Genomic DNA, 18,321 nt, shown 5'->3' with positions numbered 1-18,321 from the left:
CGGAACGAGCCTTGAAAGAAAGTTCCTGAAACATAAAACTTAAATGATTATGAACAACAAGAACATTTTTACAAGAAATCAAATCAAGTTCTCTCTCAAGAACGCCACCGAAGAATTCTCTCTTATCCGATTGAGAATGACTATCAACGGCGTTCGTTTCAGTTATTGCCTGCCTGTGGATTACAAGATCAAAACTGCCTATTGGGATAGAGAAGCAGGGAAAGCCTTTGAAACAGCCAAACAGCACAAAGACCTCAAAGGTAATTCCATGCTGCAAGTTGCTCTCCAAAATATCAATCGGGAAATAGAGAAAACCACCTCTACCCTCATTAAGATTATCGAAAGCTACAAGAGCCGAGATATTAGCCCCACGGCGAGCCAGATACAAGAAGAATTACGCAAGAACCTAAAGAGCAAGCAGGAAGAGACAAAACAAGTCATTACAGACCTCATATCCTATATTGACTACTACATAGATTTATGCGAACAGGGTAAAATACTAAACGGAGGCAGTACAAGGCTAACCCCTGCAACTATCGCTACCTACCAATCCACTAAGAACATTCTCCAAAAGTACGCTAAAGCCCGTAATAAGGTACTGTCATTAGATAGTATAACAAATGAGTTTAAAAATGACTTCATTAACTTCCTATATGATTCTAAACATCACACGGGAGAATACAAATTAAATTCTATCGGGAAATACATCAAGACATTAAAAGTCTTTATGCGTCATGCTTACGATAATAACGTTACCACTAATAACAGCGTTTTCAAAAAGAATTTTGCTCCACCGAGAGAAGATGCCAATACCATCTATCTGTCGGAAAAAGAACTGGATGCCCTTTATGCTCTGGAACTACCCGATAATCAAGCCGAAGTGCGGGATTGTTTTCTGGTATCGTGCTGCACAGGGTTAAGGTATTCAGATATAGTGAATTTGAGCATGGACCATTTTAATTGGGAAACGAACACGATCTCAATAGATACCTATAAGACCCATAACAGGGTAATTATCCCCATAGGTAAGAGAGTAAAAGAGATACTGGTAAAATACAACAACAGACCACCAAAGCCTCAATCTAACCAATCGACTAACCGCCTATTAAAAAAGCTATGTGAAAAAGCGGGTATTACGGAACTGATAACCTATACCGAAACAGTAGGAGGAAAGCGCAAAGAACAGACAGTCCGCAAATGTGATAAGGTAACTACCCACACTGCTCGGAGAAGCTTTGCGACAAATGCTTTTTTATCAAATATGTCTCCCCTGTCAATTATGGCTATGACAGGACACAAGACCGAATCCAGTTTTATGAAGTACATTCGTATCAGCAAGGAAGAGAACGCCCAACTGCTTCAAACACACGAGTTTTTCATGTAAAGATGTAGATAGTGTAGGAAATGTAGCAAAATTCCTACCTTACTACATTTTTTTCTTTTCAATTTATATATACTATTCTTTTTATTATTATTGTTTATTCCTTTGAGAGAGAGGAAAGAGCTGGTTGTGGACGTCGGACGCCGTCACAACACAGCTCTCAAACATCTGCTCACTTCAAAGGCGTCCGATGGTCACGGGCTGCTCTGCCGCCTCTCGAAAAGAGGCGGCGAACTCAACTTCAAAACCATGTAAAAAAAACATCTAAAACCTATCTCCTAAACACATACCCATCCTCAAACCAATAATCCGTAGAGAAAAGCTCATTGGCAAATTTTTCATAATCGAAGTAGGTTTGAGCGAACTCGGGTAAATCATAACAATCGACCACATAGCGATAAGCAAAGTCCTCTTCGCTGGCATATTTCCCGTGATATTCATCCCAGAACTTGGACAGTAGAACATGTGCATCTTCTCTGGAAATATCATAACTGCCGTGAGTACACCAAACCATAAAAGCCTCTTGATTGTCATCTTTAAGGCTATCCATTGCATCCCGTAGGTCGAAGAAATTTTCACTCAACCATGACTCATTAATCAGCCCCTCGGGTATTTCCTCCCAATCTTGGAACATAAACTCAGGGTCTTCTTCATCCTTGTGCAATTCTTTACAGGCTTCGATGAATTCATCTAAATCGGAATAATCCGATAGCTGCATCCACTTGCCAAATAAGCTACCCTCATTGTATTTGGCATAAGTCCCCACATAAATTTGAGCTTCCTGTATATCTATCATTGTTCAGCTCCTTTCTCTATTCGTGGACGACCTCGCTTCTTTTTCAGAACGAGAAGATTATTCAGATACTGGCTCGGCTTGAACCGAACTACTTTCTTAGCTGGTAGCTCCAAGGGTTGCATGGTTTGAGGGTGGATGCTCATACGGGCAGCTTTGTCTTTCACGGAAAATGTGCCAAAACCAAGGATGATGACTTTCTCATTTTTCTGCATCTCAGCACTGATAACCTCTAAAATGGCTTCAAATGTTTTTCTTGTGTCGCTTTTGCTGATTCCTGTCATCTCCGAAACGGCATTTACTAACTCTTTTTTATTCATATCTTATTGATTTTAAGTGATATTGAATAAATTTTTTCAAGAGTTATTCCGTTAAATTTCAATTAGACAGCTCGTCATATTTTATACAGAAGCGTCATAGCCTTAAAGTCAGACTATGACGCCTCGTCATGTTGTGTGTGTTTGATAAATACTATAAGAGGAGAATCATGATTCGATGATTTTCAAAAATTTTTAAGTTTTTCATTGATGTAGGCAGGTGGTCGTGATGATAACCTGCCTATGCTGTATTTAAGGGCTACAAGTCTTTTTCTGTCAGCTTCATCAGTCCCAGTTCTTGGGCGATAAACTGTTCAATTCTTGCTCCTTTCGAATCTTGCCAATTGTCGAGTAAAAAGATAGCATCACAATCAAATAACTGTACGATGTCGTCTCGCATATACTCTTTCCAATTCTTTGCTGACATAGGAGGATTCGCTTTCATAGGGTTTACTGGAGTGAAACCTTTTTCCAATAATAAGGCTTCGGCTTTATCGAAATTGGCTTTGGCTTCTTTCAGCTCCAAGCCTGTTATCTGTCCCGAGATATAGACTAATTGACCATTCGCAGTGCGACCTTTAGTAATCTTTAATTTTCTCATTTTCAATTATTGTTTAATGATTAATGCTTTTAATTATCTATCATTTGCTCAATCAATTGCTCCTTCCTGTTTGTCGGTATTTAGTATCAGGTAACCGTTCAAATCCTCTGTTTGCTTTTCTTCGGGTGGTATCTGATCTATGATGTCCCAAGTCATCGAATCCGACAGCATGGACTGAATAAGCGATGCGAGATTGTACAATGTTTCCAATTCCAGTTTGCAGTTCTTATCTCCGACAAAGAGCAATTGGCTCTCGCCATTGGTTATTATCTTGGTACAAAGAGGAATTGCTTTGCGGATTCTGTCGCTTGTGAGTTGACTGTAGTCCAGTGTCACAATGATTGATTCCTTGGTACTACTATCTAATATTTTGAGTTTGAATTGTTTTTTATTTTCCATTATCTACAATAATTAGTTAAAGTTGCATGCTGTCGTACGTCATTTTCTATCGTTGTTGCTGATTATTTGGCAAAAAAATAACCGTTACAGATTGGCTCCGTAACGGTCGTTGTTGCTTGCTGGTCTTATCGCTTTACTCCATGTCTTTTGCTACTTGGAGCATCTTGGTTTGTATCTTCATCATGCGGCTGACTTGCTTTGAAGAAAGAGATTTACTTTTCTGTGCTTTTTTAAGGCTTTGTTCCAAATCTTTAGCTTTCTCCATCATGTCTGGATATTCGGTCATGGCACTAAGGTCATCATTTTTCAATTTCTTCAAGACTTTAATGGTCTTATCTACATAATCCTCATAGTCATCCAGTACCTTATCCCAATCTTTATTATCGGAATTCGACATGCTTTCACTATCAGAGTCAGTATCGGTGTCTGAGTCTGATGTCGAAGTTGACGATGAATATTCTAATTTTTCAATCTTCTTGCTGGTTACAAAGAATGTTGCTGCCGTTTCGGGTATTTTCTTGCCACCATGTATAGTAATCTCGAATGAAATCCAGTTTTCACTATTGGTTGTCATCATGTCTTTAAGAATGCCGTCCGAAGTGCTTTCGCTTTCTATATCTGTGAAGTCAGTTATAGGAGTACCATTTTTATCACAGACAGTAAGATAAAGTGGTCCAGAACTTCCGTCATTCAAGCCATAATCATTCGGATCACCTTTGCTTACAGATTTAATCTTTACTTGTATCTTTCCCTTACCACTATTATAAGAAACGGCAGAGTTACCTTTAAAATCAAATGTGTAAGTTCCATCTACTATTTCCAATACTTCGGACAGATAACCTTTAACTTTGCTCTCGTTGGGGGTTAACTCTATCTTTTGGTCAAATTGCTCATACTTGCTTCCCCCTCCACTACAATTACGCATTACTAAAAATGCTATAACAACAACGGCTATGACCGCAATAATAATGTGTTTCTTTTTCATTTTACTTTTGTTTTAATTTGTTTAAATGGTTAATATGTACTGATTATTTTATGAGTTTTATACTTGCCTATCAAGGCTTTCTTTTCTTTTAAATACTGTACTGAATAGGTTGTTACTAGTAGATAATCACCGTTAATCATCCGATGCATAATCAAGCTGTTATCTTTTATCAGCATGGAGATGATAGGAGTAACCGATAATTCCGCCTTATCAGATGTCAGACCAACGACAAGGATTGATTTTCCTTTTACTTGCACGCTATAGTCATCCCAATCGTCTTTCTCTTCATTTTCATAACTCATGTCCATAAAGAGTTCATCTCCTTGTTTTACAAGGTTGTCAAAATCGAAATAGGAATGACTGCCGTCCTTTTCCTGCAAGCGCATCGCCTCTAATGAATCGAATGTCTGTCCCCATAAAGAGAATGAAGCAGCCGATAATAGTATGACTAATAATAGTTTATTCATGTTTTCAAGTAGCTTAATCAAAACAACGCTTAGTATAACTAAGCGCAAATATAAAACCTTTTTGTTAATTTATCATGTATTTACAGGTTGTTTTATGAAAACCGATATTGATAAGTTCGTAATTAATAGAATTCGGGAAATGCGAAAAGAGAAAGGCTTCTCTCAACGAGGGATGACCGAGTTTTTGCATTGCTCTGTCGGGTTTATCGGACAGGTCGAAAGTCCGAACCATGAAACCAAATACAGCGTTTATCAGATTTATCAAATAGCAAAGGAGTTCGAATGCTCCGTTGCAGATTTTTTCCCTCCAACGATTCCCGAAAATCCTTAAACTACAGGCGGAGATTTATTCTGCTTTTCTTTCATACTTAATTACTTTCAAGCATTACTCCGTTTCACCCATATATGACAAGCAGTCAGGCTTTTGTGTACACTAAGTTTGAGAAAAATAAGTGGAGAGTATAATCAAAGAGGGGCGTCAGGTGTCAGTTTCGATTATTGGCAAATAATTTGAGCATAAGAGCATGATTTTCAGACCAAAAACATGACAGGGCGTCAGATTCAACAAGAGAGCTTAATCTTTTAGCATCTTTCTTATCCCCTCAATAACTGTGTCCGCATCATGATTTTGATTAAGGTAAGCCTGCATAATTGCCCGTATTTTCTTCATTTGCTTGCCCATTGCACCCTTTGTTTTATCTTCATAAAGTTTCATGTCTTTGATTTCCTGCTCGATGCTTTTTAAATCGAAATTATGATAACGAATGATACACCATAGACCATAATCGACAATATTGCTTATCTGCATGGTATCGGATTGGGGAATATTAGAATTGAATATTTTGTCAAATTGGGTAAGGATGATATTCTTAGAAGCATTCATTACAGAATGATAGTCTGTATTTTCAATGCCTAATTCCTTTTGTATCTTACGCTTATTTTCCAACTTCACTTCGAAACGAGTCTTGCCTTTGAAATAATCAAGAATGGATGCTGCATTGCCTGTCATATTTAGGAATGGTTTGTTTCGGGAAAGGTTAATCTCTACTTCCTTATTATAAATGCTGATAGATTCTCGGCAATCCTCGGCTTTGACATTTCTTGTAAAAAGGATTGCATCTTGATAACGATTCCATTTATATCGGCGGTAATCGCCTGTACATTGATTGAGCATGTTTAGAATTTCGGGGGTTAGCTCTAAATCTATATCTTGGGTTACATGCAATTTATTGAAATAGCTATCTTCTATGATACTGTCAATATCTAATTTGCAGATGCCGAGCATTTCGATATTGGATAAGCATTGATTAAATGTTCGCTCTGATATTAATAAGGGATAGTCATCAAGAAGTATTTTAGATGAAAATTCGATGGTCATACGATTGGAACGATAGTTTGTTTTTATACGCAATTCAAAAGGGGTTATATCATTATGTCCTTGTGAATGAAACTCAACAGAAATGAGCTCGCCTATTGCGGTATCAACATCATGCTTAAATACCTCATCATTTATATTCGAAATGTATTTTGATTTAGTTACCAACTTAATAGTATCAAATTTTAAATGTATATTATTGCTGTTCATATTATCTTTTATAATATTTATCAGCAGGTTGCCTAATTGAATACCGTTCCCCGATTTAATAAAGTGTACAAATACAAAAATGGCGAAACCGTATAGCTTCGCCATTTTAATGCTTTTCAACTAGCGTAAGAAATCTACTGTATATTTTCGATTACCTTATCAATCGCATCAAGACTGTAAGAATCGTCCAAGAATGTCCCCTCTCTTGAATATGATTTGCGATGATTTACTTCTGGAACCACATCGTTAACTTCTGTCGCTCTTTTTGCTGAAAAAAAATCATCAACAGTCATATCTGTTTTACCAGTAGGGGTAATTACTTGCGGTTCCTCAGCAATAGGCTGTCTGCCTTTGATGTAAAAAACGTAACCTGCCGAAGTGCGTTTTTTCTTTAGTCCGAGAGCTTGCAAACGTTTAGAAAAAGTCGTCTTGGAACATGGATGATAATTGCTGTTTTTACAGTAAAAATTGTATTCATCAAATAAATGTTGCAAGGAAATTATTTCTTCATTATCAGACACATAATTATTTTCGTCCAGAAAAGATGCTACAGAATCGCTTTCCACTTTGTAATCCTCAAGCGCATCATCCATTTCTTGGGCGTGTGAGAACTTACCTTGCGCCATTAGTCTCTTTGCACCCTCTATTATCCATGACAACACTCCATCAGCTTCTGCTTCTACTATTTTATGTTCTAAAGATTCATCCCTAGATTCTCCTTTAAAGCATTTAGTGAAAGGAATAATTGCAAAGCGGTCATAGTATGCCTCGGACTTTTCTGCGTTTTGAGGAAGAGAGTTTGCGGAGAACAATAGTTTGGCATATCGGTACATATCATATTCTTCGCCATATAGCTTCCTTACAGAAATTATATCGCCCGCAACAATTTGTTTAAATGTTGAAGTGGAGAATTTACCATCAAGCTCGTTACACAGGTTCAAGAGCTTATTTTCAAGATTGGCTGCGCTGCGACTGTCTTCCTTACACAAAGAAGCTAATGAATGGTGCGAAACGTTTTCTCTCCCAAGGATTGTAGATATAATATTCATTAGTGTTCCTTTTCCATTTCGTCCTTGCCCTAAAAAGATCATAATCTTCTGAAAGTTTTTATTAGGAATGAAAATAGAGCCGACGAATTCCTGTACCACTGCTTGTAAATTTCTAGGCAAAATATCATCTAAAAATTTTTGAAACATTGGGTATAATGATGTCGGATTGTAAGAGTGCTTCAATACATAAGTAAAGAAGTCGTCTCGGTCGAATTTCTTCAATTCAACCGTTTTCCCATCGAATTTTATTGTTCCGCTTTGCGTGTTTATCTTAACGGTGTTCGGGTCTTCTTGCAAATACATATCTTTAACTAGATAGCGGAACTGCTCGTACATATCATCGGCAAATTTGAAATTATATGCTTTCGATTCTGGTACTTGTCCGAGTTTGGCAATAGCAGATAAGTATTGCATTATTTGCTTTTTACTTATCTGTTGCCAATGCATTCCAGTAAAAATATAATGCTTGCCAGCATGCCATTTGAATCCGTATCCTGCCTCATCTGAAAGAGATAAAGCTGTCCTGACGATGCCTACAAGAGATACTTGCGCTTTAAACTTGGACGGACTACTGGCAAACGTAATACCTCTATCTTGTCCAAGTTTACACATACAGTTAAAAGCTATCCTGATTTCTTCGTTCATAATAATCAGCGATTTAAGATTATACCAACTTGTTGTACATCTTTATCACGAAAGACAGACTTTCTACCGATTTTTATACAAGGAAGTTGTCCTGTAGCCACTAAACGATGTAGTGACGAAAGCGACACTCTCAATTCATCTGCTGCTTCATTCCTTGTTAAATACTTCGGTGCAGTCTTTTCCTGCGCCTTGTTATCTGCCATGGCATTAGCTACAGCCAATTCTACTTCCGACCGTATTAAGGTGCGGAGCTCCTCTTTTTCAAAAAGAATAAAATTTGTCATACACATAATGTATTAATAATTAATATTTTATTATCTTTGAATTCTAATTATCTGCGCAGAATATTTGAATCCGAGAGCAAATCTATATATAAAATAATTAACGAAAATTAAGAAATTGGCTTTTCAGAAAAGGTTTCATTTTCCAGCTCCCGATTTTCGGCACCTAGAGAATTTAACAGTATTTAACCGTGAAATCTTTAACTTACTTTAACTGTATTTTACTGCAAAAGAGGGACTGTGAGTATAGTTTTTTAGAGTAAAATGGAGTTTTACTTAAATTTGTCTCTATGGATAGTAAGTAGATTATTGGTATATGGCGGATTGTTTCGGAGAGAGTTCAATGAGTGGTTATATTCCGATATGACCCTTAACTGGGTATCGAAGTCTTATGTCGAAAATCACTTTTATAAAAACAAAAGAATCAGGAGCCCATAGGGGTGCCCGATTTGTGTATTATGGGAATATCCCAATATTTTACAAAAAATAATATCTTAATTTGATTACTCTATGTGAGTGTTTTTACCTTTGTTTTTCTTGAAATTATCTTTATCACTCCAAAAATTCCAACAATCTTTTATTCTAGCTTTGGAAAATTTCATTTGCTAGTCTATACTTGGGGAAAGAACATCACATTTTAAAAGCTTTTTTAAATCTTCTTCTTTATCTGCACATAACCTAAAGAAGCCATCGCCTTGACGTTTCAAGATAGAGTTAATTACAATAGCTGACAATAAAGGTCTGCCCTCTTGTAATTCAAATTTCGAGATTCTATCTAAATAATCAGACAACTCATTTACATGTTCATTATATTGCATCTCCAAACCTAGATTAGCTATATATGACAGTGGCTGATAAGCTATTGTTCGTTTTGCTGCAGCAAACTCAATAAGTTTAAGTCTTATCTTTTTCTCTCTTGGACGTAATTCAATTATTTCTTTGGAGCTTTCCATTTAAGGTGTAATTTGTATTTCGGGTAAAGTTAAAGAATCATTTTGTTAGTCAGATATAAATGAGCTGTTTTTTTAATTTTTTTTCGGCAGATAGTTATTCATAAAAAAAGGAAGGGAGAAAGGGGAGAAAATACTATATATAATGGAATCCTGAAAAACCGAGTAACTAATAGATATAAATCTAATATTTAATATTTTAGAGCTACTATTAAGTACACTGACAGTTAAATTGTGATTACCACCTATCATCAATATTTAAATGTTTTCTAATCTGTTTTTTCAGTTTTTCAAATGACTCTTCATGTTTTATTCTTTCTTTCTCAAATATCCTAAATAATGTCACATGCCTAAAATCATTTGTTAAAACTTCTTTGCTTGAACCTTCCTGGTTAGTAGATGCTCTAAAATACTCTTTAACAAGAGTCTCTAATAATATTCTTAATTTGTTATGGATATTTTCTTGTAAATCTTTACCTATCTGATAAGCAGTTTCTTGTACATCGTTAGGTAAAAAAGGGTTAGTGGCAAATGCTCTCAAGGTTTTATAAAACCGTTCATATTTAGCTGTGAAAAATATTCTATATACATTAAACTTATTATTAGTTAAGCAGATTTGATAATATTTTTGTCGAGCTCTATTGTCTACCTCAAAAATTAGACTATCATATGTATTTAAGTTTCCTTTTACAAAAACAAATTCATAGATATCGTTCTCTAAAAATTGTGTCCATCCAGAAATGTTAAAATTGAGCTCTTGATATTTGTCTGACTCATTATCAATAGTAATAAATCCGAAATCTCTCAATACTAAATCAACATTATAACTGAATAAATTCACATAATCTAAACCATTATCCACAGAATTTTCATTCTCATTTATAAATGATAAAAAATCACTAAATATTTCAGTTTGCTTTTTTATCAGCTCTGTTCTTTTGGGTTGTAGGATTGTTGATTTTGCTCTCATATAAGTAAGAATAGCAATTGTAGAACCAATTACATAAAATAAAATGGTCACAATATCTTTCATCTCTGTTAAATTCATGCTCATACAGTTATATGGTTTTGGATTAAGCTTTGCTGATTAAAGATAGTCAATATCTAATAAAAGAAGACAATAGTCTCCACTAAATATCATAATATCTACATCATTCGAGATAAGAGCAAGAAGAGATAGGTAATGCCCAAAGAGCGTTAGCTCTTCATACTGTTGGGCACCGTGGGCTCTCTGGGAGTCCACAGCCTAACTGATAAAATTGTGGGCACTTCGAATAAAAATCGAACCGCTAAACTTATTCGAAAAGAAAGAAAACTGGAATATTTAAAAGTATAAACTGCTATATTATAGCACATAATACGGGATATTATCGAAAATATCCGAATGGGCACCAAATCGGTCACTAAAAAGAAAAAGCCTCCGTAAGTTTTTGTCTTACAGAGGCTTTCTTTAGTCATTTGTGGTGCCACCAGGAATCGAACCGGGGACACAAGGATTTTCAGTCCTTTGCTCTACCAACTGAGCTATGGCACCATAATTATCGTTTTGTGTTTGCGTGTGCAAAGATAGGATATTTTTTATACTAACCAAAAATATCATTAAAAATATTTTAAATACAGATATCTGCTAGTATTTGTTTTATCAAAAGATTTATCATGTATTTGTTAACAAGAAAATTACACTTTGCAGTATTTATATAAGTATTTTCATTTAACTAAAAACTTACAAAATTTATCCACTATAAAGCCTTTACTCCAATACCTATTATAGGAGAAAGTACTCTATAGATAATTGAATCTTTATTCCTTAATAGAATCCCATCCCTGAGCTTTCAACTCAATCTCTCCTCCGTCACGGGTTTCAAGCAGTAATCCGTAATCGGCTTTTGTGATATGACCTATTACATGTACACCCTTTATTTTCGATACCTTTTCGTGCAGATATAGAGGAATAGTAAACAATAACTCATAATCTTCACCGCCATTCAATGCAACCGTAGTCACATTCATATTGAACTGCTCAGCCATCATTGCCGTCTGATAATCAATGGGGACTCTCTCTTCAAACACACGACACCCTACCCCACTCTGCTTACAGATATGCTTCAATTCAGAGGATAAACCATCAGAGATATCGATCATCGAAGTAGGAACGATCGCTTCTTCTGATAAAAATCTCACAATATCTTTACGGGCTTCGGGTTTCAATTGACGCTCGAGCAGATACTCCTTTCCGGTAAAATCGGGCTGGAAATTTTTCTCTCCATCATATACCACTTTTTCTCTCTCTAATAGTTGAAGTCCCATAAATGCAGCACCTAAATCTCCCGATACGCAAATAAGATCGGTGTCTTTGGCTCCATTACGGTAAACAATCTTTCCTTCTTCTCCCTCTCCTATACAAGTAATGCTGATAGTCAGCCCTGTAAGCGAAGCCGAAGTATCTCCGCCAATAACATCTACGCCATATTCCTGGCATGCCAAGTATACCCCTTCGTAGAATATTTCTATATCTTCAACTGAAAAACGTTTCGAGATTCCCAGCGATACAGTTATTTGTTTCGGCTGCCCGTTCATAGCATAAATATCAGAGAAATTTACCACCGCCGATTTATATCCCAGATGTTTCAACGGAACATAAATAAGATCGAAATGTATGCCTTCGAGCAACAGGTCAGTAGTTACCAACGTCTTTTTATTTTCAAACGAAAGAACAGCGGCATCATCCCCTACCCCTTTTTCTGAACTTTTATTCTTTAATTCTATATTTTTTGTCAGGCGATCTATCAATCCGAATTCACCCAGCTGAGATATTTCTGTACGTTTCATTTGTAGTAATTTTTTAAATAGAATACAAAGTTAACCTTTTGTTCAAATAGCATGTCACTATTGTAAAATCAAACTTCAATTTTCTTAAAAAATCTATAATATATTAATATCTTCTTCTTATGCTCTGGTCCGTATTAAGAAATATGTTAAATTTGAAACTGCTTATCGACATCAATTATAATGAAAAATCATATAACATCATTATCATGAAAAAGTTACTCTTAATTTTATGCTTATTAGCAGGCATGATCGCTCTTTCCAGCTGCAGCGACGATAACGACAAACAACCGGATCTCGGATTTGGTGACTTACCAGCCTCCTCTCAGGAATTTTTAGCCCAATATTTTCCTGACAATAAGGTAGTATCTGTTAGTTTTGATTTCCCTATCTCCCTGATAGAAAAGTCTACAGGAGGAAATACAAGCCAGGAAACAATATATATATATGCACTCCTGGAAGGGAATACCTCTGTTGCTTTTTCCTACAATAATGGAGATTGGATCGAAATATTCGCCCAAAACGGAATCCCCGTATCAGCTACTAAAATACTGGATGAGTATGTTTATCAAAAACTAACCGAAAAAGAACCCCAGGCCAAAATAACAACGCTTACCGCTTTTTATGATCATAGCATAATGATATGGTTAAATAATGGTAACAGTTATGCACAGACTGAATTACTCGCATATAGCGGTAAAACATTAGCCGAAGCCAATATTACAGATAATAATGTTGTAACTAAAGTCACTGATTTTTTGAAACGTAATCATATTGGATTAAATAGTAACCTATTAGGACGTATTTTTAAAATAACCGAAACAGAAGGAACAGCCTATCGCTTGTTCATGGGGAATATAGTTGTTATCAGTTTCGATGAAGATGTTGCCTGGATACACGCTGAAATAAATGACTATGTAGATAACAGTAGTATAAAGAGTGCCGAAACTCTATTGAGTACAATAGCTGAAAATGAGATGCCTGCGAGTATTTCCGACGCTATAAAAGGACAAAGCAACCTGGGAGGAATACGCATCATAGCTTTTTACGGAGACGGAAATTACGGACTTCGTTTCAAAAATAAAGATTTACTGGTAAATGAAAATACTGGTATTGTCCCTCCTCCAGTTAATGCCGCAGACAAACTAATGTCAGACTATTATGATATAATATCATACAAACATGTATATCCTGACGGATTAACTCTAGTGGGAGCCTATGAATACAATTCTACCTTCTTGTATGAAGGAAAAGACAACGATGTAACTATTGAGGTGGATATGGATGGTAATTGGATTAAAATCAATGCATCTTACATAGAAAATGGTAAGGTTGTTTATATAAGCCTACCATCAGAAATTGTTAAAGAACTCCCTGTTACAACGACAAATTATCTGAATAATAATTATAAGGATAAAGAAATTTATTCCCTTATACACAACAGTAAAGGATATACAGTATATGTAGAGAAAAAATACATGTTATATTTTAATGAAGATGGCAGTTACAGGACAATGCTGGAAATTACGCAATAATCTGTAATAAAAATACAACAATGGGATTTAGTTGAAAAAACTAAGTCCCTTTTTTATGTAAAGTATTAAGCTTATCTTTGTATGCATTTTACAAAAATGTAATGAAAACAAGGACTTCTACAGGAACAGCATTCACAATATTATCTATGCTCGCGGTGTGCCACATGCTCAATGACATGTTGCAATCCATTATTTCGGCAGTCTATCCACTGTTAAAGGATTCATTACTCCTCAATTTCACTCAGATAGGGCTTATTACACTTGTTTTTCAAATGTCGTCTTCTATTTTCCAGCCTGTTATTGGTTTGATTACTGACAAAAAGCCCCAGCCTTACTCACTTCCCATAGGCATGACATTTACAATGGTCGGAATACTATCTCTATCTCTGGCCGGGAGTTTTATACATGTTCTTATTGCTGTATTCCTAACCGGATTAGGTTCTTCTGTATTCCATCCTGAAGCTTCAAGGTTGGCCTACATGGCATCGGGAGGAAAACACGGGCTAGCTCAGTCATTATTTCAGGTAGGAGGTAATTTCGGCTCATCCATCGGACCTTTATTAGCATTATGGATAATCACTCCGTATGGACAACAAAATATAGGCTGGATGTCATTAATCGCATTGGTTTGCATTGGCGTCATGCTGGTTATCAGCAAATGGTACAGGGCTAATTTGTACAGATTGAAACCAGCTGTTGGTGAAAACAATGCCATAACAGATAAAAAGATTACTTATTCGTCTAAGAAGGTAGCATTCGCTATCTCTATACTTTTGATTCTTATATTTTCCAAATATGTCTACATGGCAAGCCTTACCAGCTATTATATGTTTTACCTCATAGACAAATTCCAGCTGTCGGTGCACGATGCGCAATTATTCCTATTCGCTTTTCTGTTTGCCGTTGCCTTAGGCACCATTATAGGCGGACCTGTAGGTGATCGCATCGGCCGTAAATATGTAATATGGGCATCAATACTGGGTACTGCTCCGTTTGCGCTTATTATGCCTCATGTAGGACTGGTGTGGACTTGTATATTCAGCATCTTCATTGGGTTGATATTATCTTCGGCCTTCTCAGCAATACTTGTATATGCGCAGGAGCTTGTCCCCGGAAAGGTGGGATTGATAGGCGGGCTATTTTTCGGCCTGGCTTTCGGTATTGCAGGTATAGCCTCGGCAGTATTGGGTAAAGTCGCAGATAATACAAGCATACAATATGTATACAATATCTGTTCATACCTGCCGCTTTTAGGATTGGTTGCCGCTTTTCTTCCTAACACTAAAAAAGTATAAGTGTTATTTCGCAATTCTTAATTTGAGCTTAAATCCCCGTTCTGCGATATATACACCACAAAGTATAAACACAGAGCCTGCAAGAGCAATGATTGTAATATGCTCATTGATGACTAATGCCGATGTGAGAAGTGTTACAAGCGGAGTAAAGTAAATATAGTTGGATGTCTGTACAACCCCCAGTTCTTTCACTGCTGTGTTCCAGGTAATAAAACATAGTAACGATGCTATCAGACCGAGAAATGCAAGATTCGCGATAATCACTGGTTCAGCCAGAAGTTGCAGATGCACATCGCCATAACCTACAGCAAGGAATGGTAGCATGGTAACAATTCCATAAAAGAATACCTTCCGGGTAATAAACAGTGTGGAATAACCTTTTTGCAGCTTTCTCAGAATAATACTGTAAAATGCCCACGACAAAGCGGACAATATAGTCAGTATATCACCTAAAGGGTTTATTTGCAGAATAAACTTCCCGTTGAAGACAACAAATGCTACTCCTGTAAGAGCTATTAATGATCCTATGAACAGGTGACTTTTAAGCTTCTCTTTCCTGTAAATCAGATAAGACAGAAAAGCTGTAAATATAGGTGCTGTACAAATGATCAACGATACATTCGAAGCCAATGTGAGCCCCAAAGCCGTATTCTCAAATATAAAATAAAGCGACCCACCACCCATTCCGGCAGCCACACACAATAATTCATCTTTCCAGTTATTGGCAAATAATGCCCGTCTTCCTATAAACCAGATACCGATATAGGCAAGCGAAAACCGGTAAAGAAGTATCTCCACCGGAGAGAGTCCATAGCCGATCAATACCTTGGTGGATACAAAAGTAGTACCCCACACAATAACCGTAAAAATAGCAATGGTATGGTACCAATATCGGGATCTTGTTGTCAGCATAAATATACTATCTTGTCATCTTGAACGGAGTGAAAGATCCCCTTCTATTAAGAGATTCTTCACTCCGTCCAGAAACAACGTTCAACGGAACGTAGTGTAGTCAATGACAAAGGATATAAAAATATCACCTTTATATTATAAGTTTAGTCTCTTTATCACCTCCTGCATGATGAAAGCCATCTTAGGCTGTGCTATCTTGGCAGCTTCCTGCACATCTTCGTGCGTTACTTCCACTATCTTGCCGATAATACCTATATCGGTAATAATAGAGAATGCCATCACCTTTATACCTGCATGGTTGGCCACTATCACTTCCGGTACAGTAGACATACCCACAGCATCGCCACCTATGATACGGAACCAGTTATATTCAGCCGGAGTTTCGAATGTAGGGCCTTGTGTACCCACATATACACCATGCTGTAATTTTATATTGTTATTCTTTGCTATTTCCATAGCCATCAGGCGCAGATCTTTATCATAAGCGTTACTCATATCCGGGAAACGGGTTCCCAGTTCTTTATAATTCTTACCACGAAGCGGATGCTCAGGGAATGTATTGATATGGTCGTCAATAAGCATGATATCACCTATATCGAAGCTACCATTCATTCCTCCTGCCGCATTCGATACAAACAGGTATTGGATAGACAGTGCCTGAAATACGCGAATAGGGAATGTTACCTCTCGCATATCATACCCTTCGTAATAATGAAAACGTCCTTGCATGGCCAATACTTCTTTTCCCCCCAGCTTTCCGTAAATAAGCTTTCCACTGTGGCCTTCCACTGTAGATACAGGGAAATTAGGGATGGTTTCGTACGGGATTTCTTTCTTATCGCTTATCTCGTGAACAAGCTCTCCAAGTCCTGTTCCAAGAATGATAGCAATCTTAGGCAGAGTAGGTAACTCACCTTTTATAAATTTTGCGGTTTCCAGTATTTTCTCTAACATGTTTTAATATTTTATCTTTAAAATCATTCTCATCGCTCATAAATGTAATCTCGACAGGCAGATAGTATAAACTTTCTTTTATTTCCTCATCTATGTCCTCTCTAAGCACAAGACGGGCTGCATCTTTCTCGGTTACAATTATTATTTTGTTATCCGACAATATCCCTTTAAAACGTTCGGAGATATACCGTATATCCTTCACCCTGAAATTATGATGGTCGGGATAAGTTATCATATCTATATCCTTAGTATAATCGGATAATTTCTTTATTATCATATCCGGAGAAGCGATCCCCGTAGCCAGTAAAACACTTTTTCCCTGAAGGCTATCCAAAGGTAATTGTTTAATTCCATTTCCAAAAACAGGTTTCAGGTTATTATAAGAAAATTGTGTAAAGTACAATCCCTGATATGGAAACGCATTGATATCATGCGATATAATACGGAAATCTATCGGTTGCAGTTCTTCCGGGCATTTGGTCACTATTATTATATTCGCATCCCTGAGGTGTGAAGGCGATTCCCTCAATCGTCCTGCGGGCAAAAGCGTGTCTTCGTAAACAGGACGGTTAAAATCTGAAAGTATAACAGTATATGAAGGTTTTACATACCTGTGCTGGAAAGCATCGTCTAATAAGATTACTTCAGGCGGATTCTCCAACGAAAGCATTTCTTTTATACCCCTTCTCCTGTTTCCGTCCACAGCGACTATCACATCTGGAAATTTACGTTTTATCTGATACGATTCATCTCCCAACTCCAGACTGGTAGATTCGGATGTGGCCAATACAAAACCCTTCGATTTTCGCTTATACCCCCTGCTCAGTACCCCTACCCTGTATTTATCTTTCAATACATTTATCAGGTATTCGGTATGCGGGGTTTTCCCGGTTCCTCCCACTGTAATATTTCCGATGCAGATGACAGGTACGTCAAACTCTTCCCGTTTAAATATTCCCCAATCGAAAAACTTGTTACGTATGTATACACCAATCCCATACAACCACGAAAATGGTAGCAACCACTTATTTATATGTATTGGTTCAGTGTTAATCATCCGATAAATATAGGTATTTTATTTAAATTAATTATAATCTCCACATTGAAGATAGAATAACCGCGTCAAAAGCAGCCTTTTTGATTATGTTTACTCCTTTTACAATAGAATCGCTTCTTCCGGATACAGCCTGCTCTTAGCCATTTTAACAAAAATGTAACGAATGTAATGAAATCATCAATCCTCTATTCTTTACCCTAAACTGTCACATCAATATATTCTCCGTTTTCCCTTGCGCTATTCACTACTTTTTCGGGGAATCCCTTTTTTTGTAGCCTTTCTTTAAACC

General features: G+C 36.7%; 19 protein-coding genes and 1 tRNA gene. 4 read left to right on the top strand and 16 right to left on the bottom strand.

Features of this window, described 5'->3' with window-relative positions; translation table 11 throughout:
• Window positions 1-49 precede the first annotated feature (49 nt).
• A complete protein-coding gene (locus tag GGR21_RS21145; RefSeq protein ID WP_183305115.1) occupies window positions 50-1,384 on the top strand; it encodes a site-specific integrase in 1,335 nt (444 codons plus the stop codon).
• A 268-nt stretch (window positions 1,385-1,652) separates the two neighbouring features.
• Here GGR21_RS21145 and GGR21_RS00095 read toward each other — a convergent pair whose 3' ends face one another.
• The 6 genes from GGR21_RS00095 to GGR21_RS00070 form a co-directional block, all read right to left on the bottom strand.
• Window positions 1,653-2,177, bottom strand: a complete 525-nt coding sequence (locus GGR21_RS00095) for an antirestriction protein ArdA (protein ID WP_183305114.1) — start codon at window positions 2,175-2,177, stop codon at window positions 1,653-1,655.
• Window positions 2,174-2,494, bottom strand: a complete 321-nt coding sequence (locus GGR21_RS00090; RefSeq protein WP_183305113.1) for an HU family DNA-binding protein — start codon at window positions 2,492-2,494, stop codon at window positions 2,174-2,176. Before GGR21_RS00090 ends, GGR21_RS00095 begins: the two co-directional genes overlap by 4 nt.
• Window positions 2,495-2,750: 256 nt before the next feature.
• Complete coding sequence (locus tag GGR21_RS00085; protein WP_183305112.1) at window positions 2,751-3,092, bottom strand: DUF4406 domain-containing protein; 342 nt, start codon at window positions 3,090-3,092, stop codon at window positions 2,751-2,753.
• Between the two features lie 48 nt (window positions 3,093-3,140).
• A complete protein-coding gene (locus GGR21_RS00080) occupies window positions 3,141-3,491 on the bottom strand; it encodes a hypothetical protein (RefSeq protein WP_183305111.1) in 351 nt (116 codons plus the stop codon).
• 133 nt (window positions 3,492-3,624) lie between these two features.
• Window positions 3,625-4,476 carry a DUF6591 domain-containing protein gene (locus tag GGR21_RS00075; RefSeq protein WP_183305110.1) on the bottom strand — a complete coding sequence of 284 codons (852 nt, stop codon included), beginning with the start codon at window positions 4,474-4,476 and terminating at the stop codon, window positions 3,625-3,627.
• A 29-nt stretch (window positions 4,477-4,505) separates the two neighbouring features.
• Window positions 4,506-4,943 carry a hypothetical protein gene (locus GGR21_RS00070; protein ID WP_183305109.1) on the bottom strand — a complete coding sequence of 146 codons (438 nt, stop codon included), beginning with the start codon at window positions 4,941-4,943 and terminating at the stop codon, window positions 4,506-4,508.
• A 94-nt stretch (window positions 4,944-5,037) separates the two neighbouring features.
• On the opposite strand from GGR21_RS00070, the gene GGR21_RS00065 reads away from it, so the two are divergent.
• The gene (locus tag GGR21_RS00065; protein ID WP_183305108.1) at window positions 5,038-5,274 is read left to right on the top strand and encodes a helix-turn-helix domain-containing protein; all 237 of its coding nucleotides are present in this window, start codon (window positions 5,038-5,040) and stop codon (window positions 5,272-5,274) included.
• A 243-nt stretch (window positions 5,275-5,517) separates the two neighbouring features.
• Here GGR21_RS00065 and GGR21_RS00060 read toward each other — a convergent pair whose 3' ends face one another.
• From GGR21_RS00060 to thiL, 7 genes are all read right to left on the bottom strand, one after another.
• On the bottom strand, window positions 5,518-6,633 hold the full coding sequence (locus GGR21_RS00060; protein ID WP_246347941.1) for a hypothetical protein: 1,116 nt from the start codon (window positions 6,631-6,633) through the stop codon (window positions 5,518-5,520).
• A gap of 29 nt (window positions 6,634-6,662) precedes the next feature.
• Window positions 6,663-8,189: a DNA primase family protein gene (locus tag GGR21_RS00055; protein ID WP_183305107.1), complete on the bottom strand. Its 1,527-nt coding sequence runs from the start codon at window positions 8,187-8,189 to the stop codon at window positions 6,663-6,665.
• A 38-nt stretch (window positions 8,190-8,227) separates the two neighbouring features.
• Window positions 8,228-8,506: a helix-turn-helix domain-containing protein gene (locus GGR21_RS00050; protein WP_183305106.1), complete on the bottom strand. Its 279-nt coding sequence runs from the start codon at window positions 8,504-8,506 to the stop codon at window positions 8,228-8,230.
• Window positions 8,507-9,108: 602 nt separating this feature from the next.
• The gene (locus GGR21_RS00045; protein WP_183305105.1) at window positions 9,109-9,456 is read right to left on the bottom strand and encodes a hypothetical protein; all 348 of its coding nucleotides are present in this window, start codon (window positions 9,454-9,456) and stop codon (window positions 9,109-9,111) included.
• A 235-nt stretch (window positions 9,457-9,691) separates the two neighbouring features.
• On the bottom strand, window positions 9,692-10,507 hold the full coding sequence (locus GGR21_RS00040) for a hypothetical protein (protein WP_183305104.1): 816 nt from the start codon (window positions 10,505-10,507) through the stop codon (window positions 9,692-9,694).
• 407 nt (window positions 10,508-10,914) lie between these two features.
• Window positions 10,915-10,987 (bottom strand) — tRNA-Phe (locus tag GGR21_RS00035).
• 266 nt (window positions 10,988-11,253) lie between these two features.
• A complete protein-coding gene (gene thiL, locus GGR21_RS00030; protein ID WP_183305103.1) occupies window positions 11,254-12,282 on the bottom strand; it encodes a thiamine-phosphate kinase in 1,029 nt (342 codons plus the stop codon).
• 206 nt (window positions 12,283-12,488) lie between these two features.
• Here thiL and GGR21_RS00025 point away from each other — a divergent pair, with 206 nt between their 5' ends.
• Window positions 12,489-13,814, top strand: a complete 1,326-nt coding sequence (locus tag GGR21_RS00025) for a PepSY-like domain-containing protein (protein ID WP_183305102.1) — start codon at window positions 12,489-12,491, stop codon at window positions 13,812-13,814.
• 101 nt (window positions 13,815-13,915) lie between these two features.
• Window positions 13,916-15,109 carry an MFS transporter gene (locus GGR21_RS00020; RefSeq protein WP_183305101.1) on the top strand — a complete coding sequence of 398 codons (1,194 nt, stop codon included), beginning with the start codon at window positions 13,916-13,918 and terminating at the stop codon, window positions 15,107-15,109.
• A 3-nt stretch (window positions 15,110-15,112) separates the two neighbouring features.
• Here the strand turns inward: GGR21_RS00020 and GGR21_RS00015 are convergent, their stop codons facing one another.
• The 3 genes from GGR21_RS00015 to lpxK all read right to left on the bottom strand — a co-directional run bounded on the left by GGR21_RS00015 (window position 15,113) and on the right by lpxK (window position 18,029).
• Window positions 15,113-16,021 carry a DMT family transporter gene (locus GGR21_RS00015; protein WP_183305100.1) on the bottom strand — a complete coding sequence of 303 codons (909 nt, stop codon included), beginning with the start codon at window positions 16,019-16,021 and terminating at the stop codon, window positions 15,113-15,115.
• Window positions 16,022-16,156: 135 nt separating this feature from the next.
• Window positions 16,157-16,975, bottom strand: coding sequence for a purine-nucleoside phosphorylase (locus GGR21_RS00010; protein WP_183305099.1), 819 nt, complete (start codon window positions 16,973-16,975; stop codon window positions 16,157-16,159).
• Window positions 16,932-18,029, bottom strand: a complete 1,098-nt coding sequence (lpxK, locus tag GGR21_RS00005; protein WP_394353460.1) for a tetraacyldisaccharide 4'-kinase — start codon at window positions 18,027-18,029, stop codon at window positions 16,932-16,934. Before lpxK ends, GGR21_RS00010 begins: the two co-directional genes overlap by 44 nt.
• Between the last annotated feature and the right edge of the window lie 292 nt (window positions 18,030-18,321).

It is taken from the genome of Dysgonomonas hofstadii, assembly GCF_014196915.1.
Lineage (GTDB): Bacteria > Bacteroidota > Bacteroidia > Bacteroidales > Dysgonomonadaceae > Dysgonomonas > Dysgonomonas hofstadii.
The sequence above is the reverse complement of the archived record's forward strand: the minus strand, read 5'-3'. Positions and strand labels throughout refer to the sequence as shown.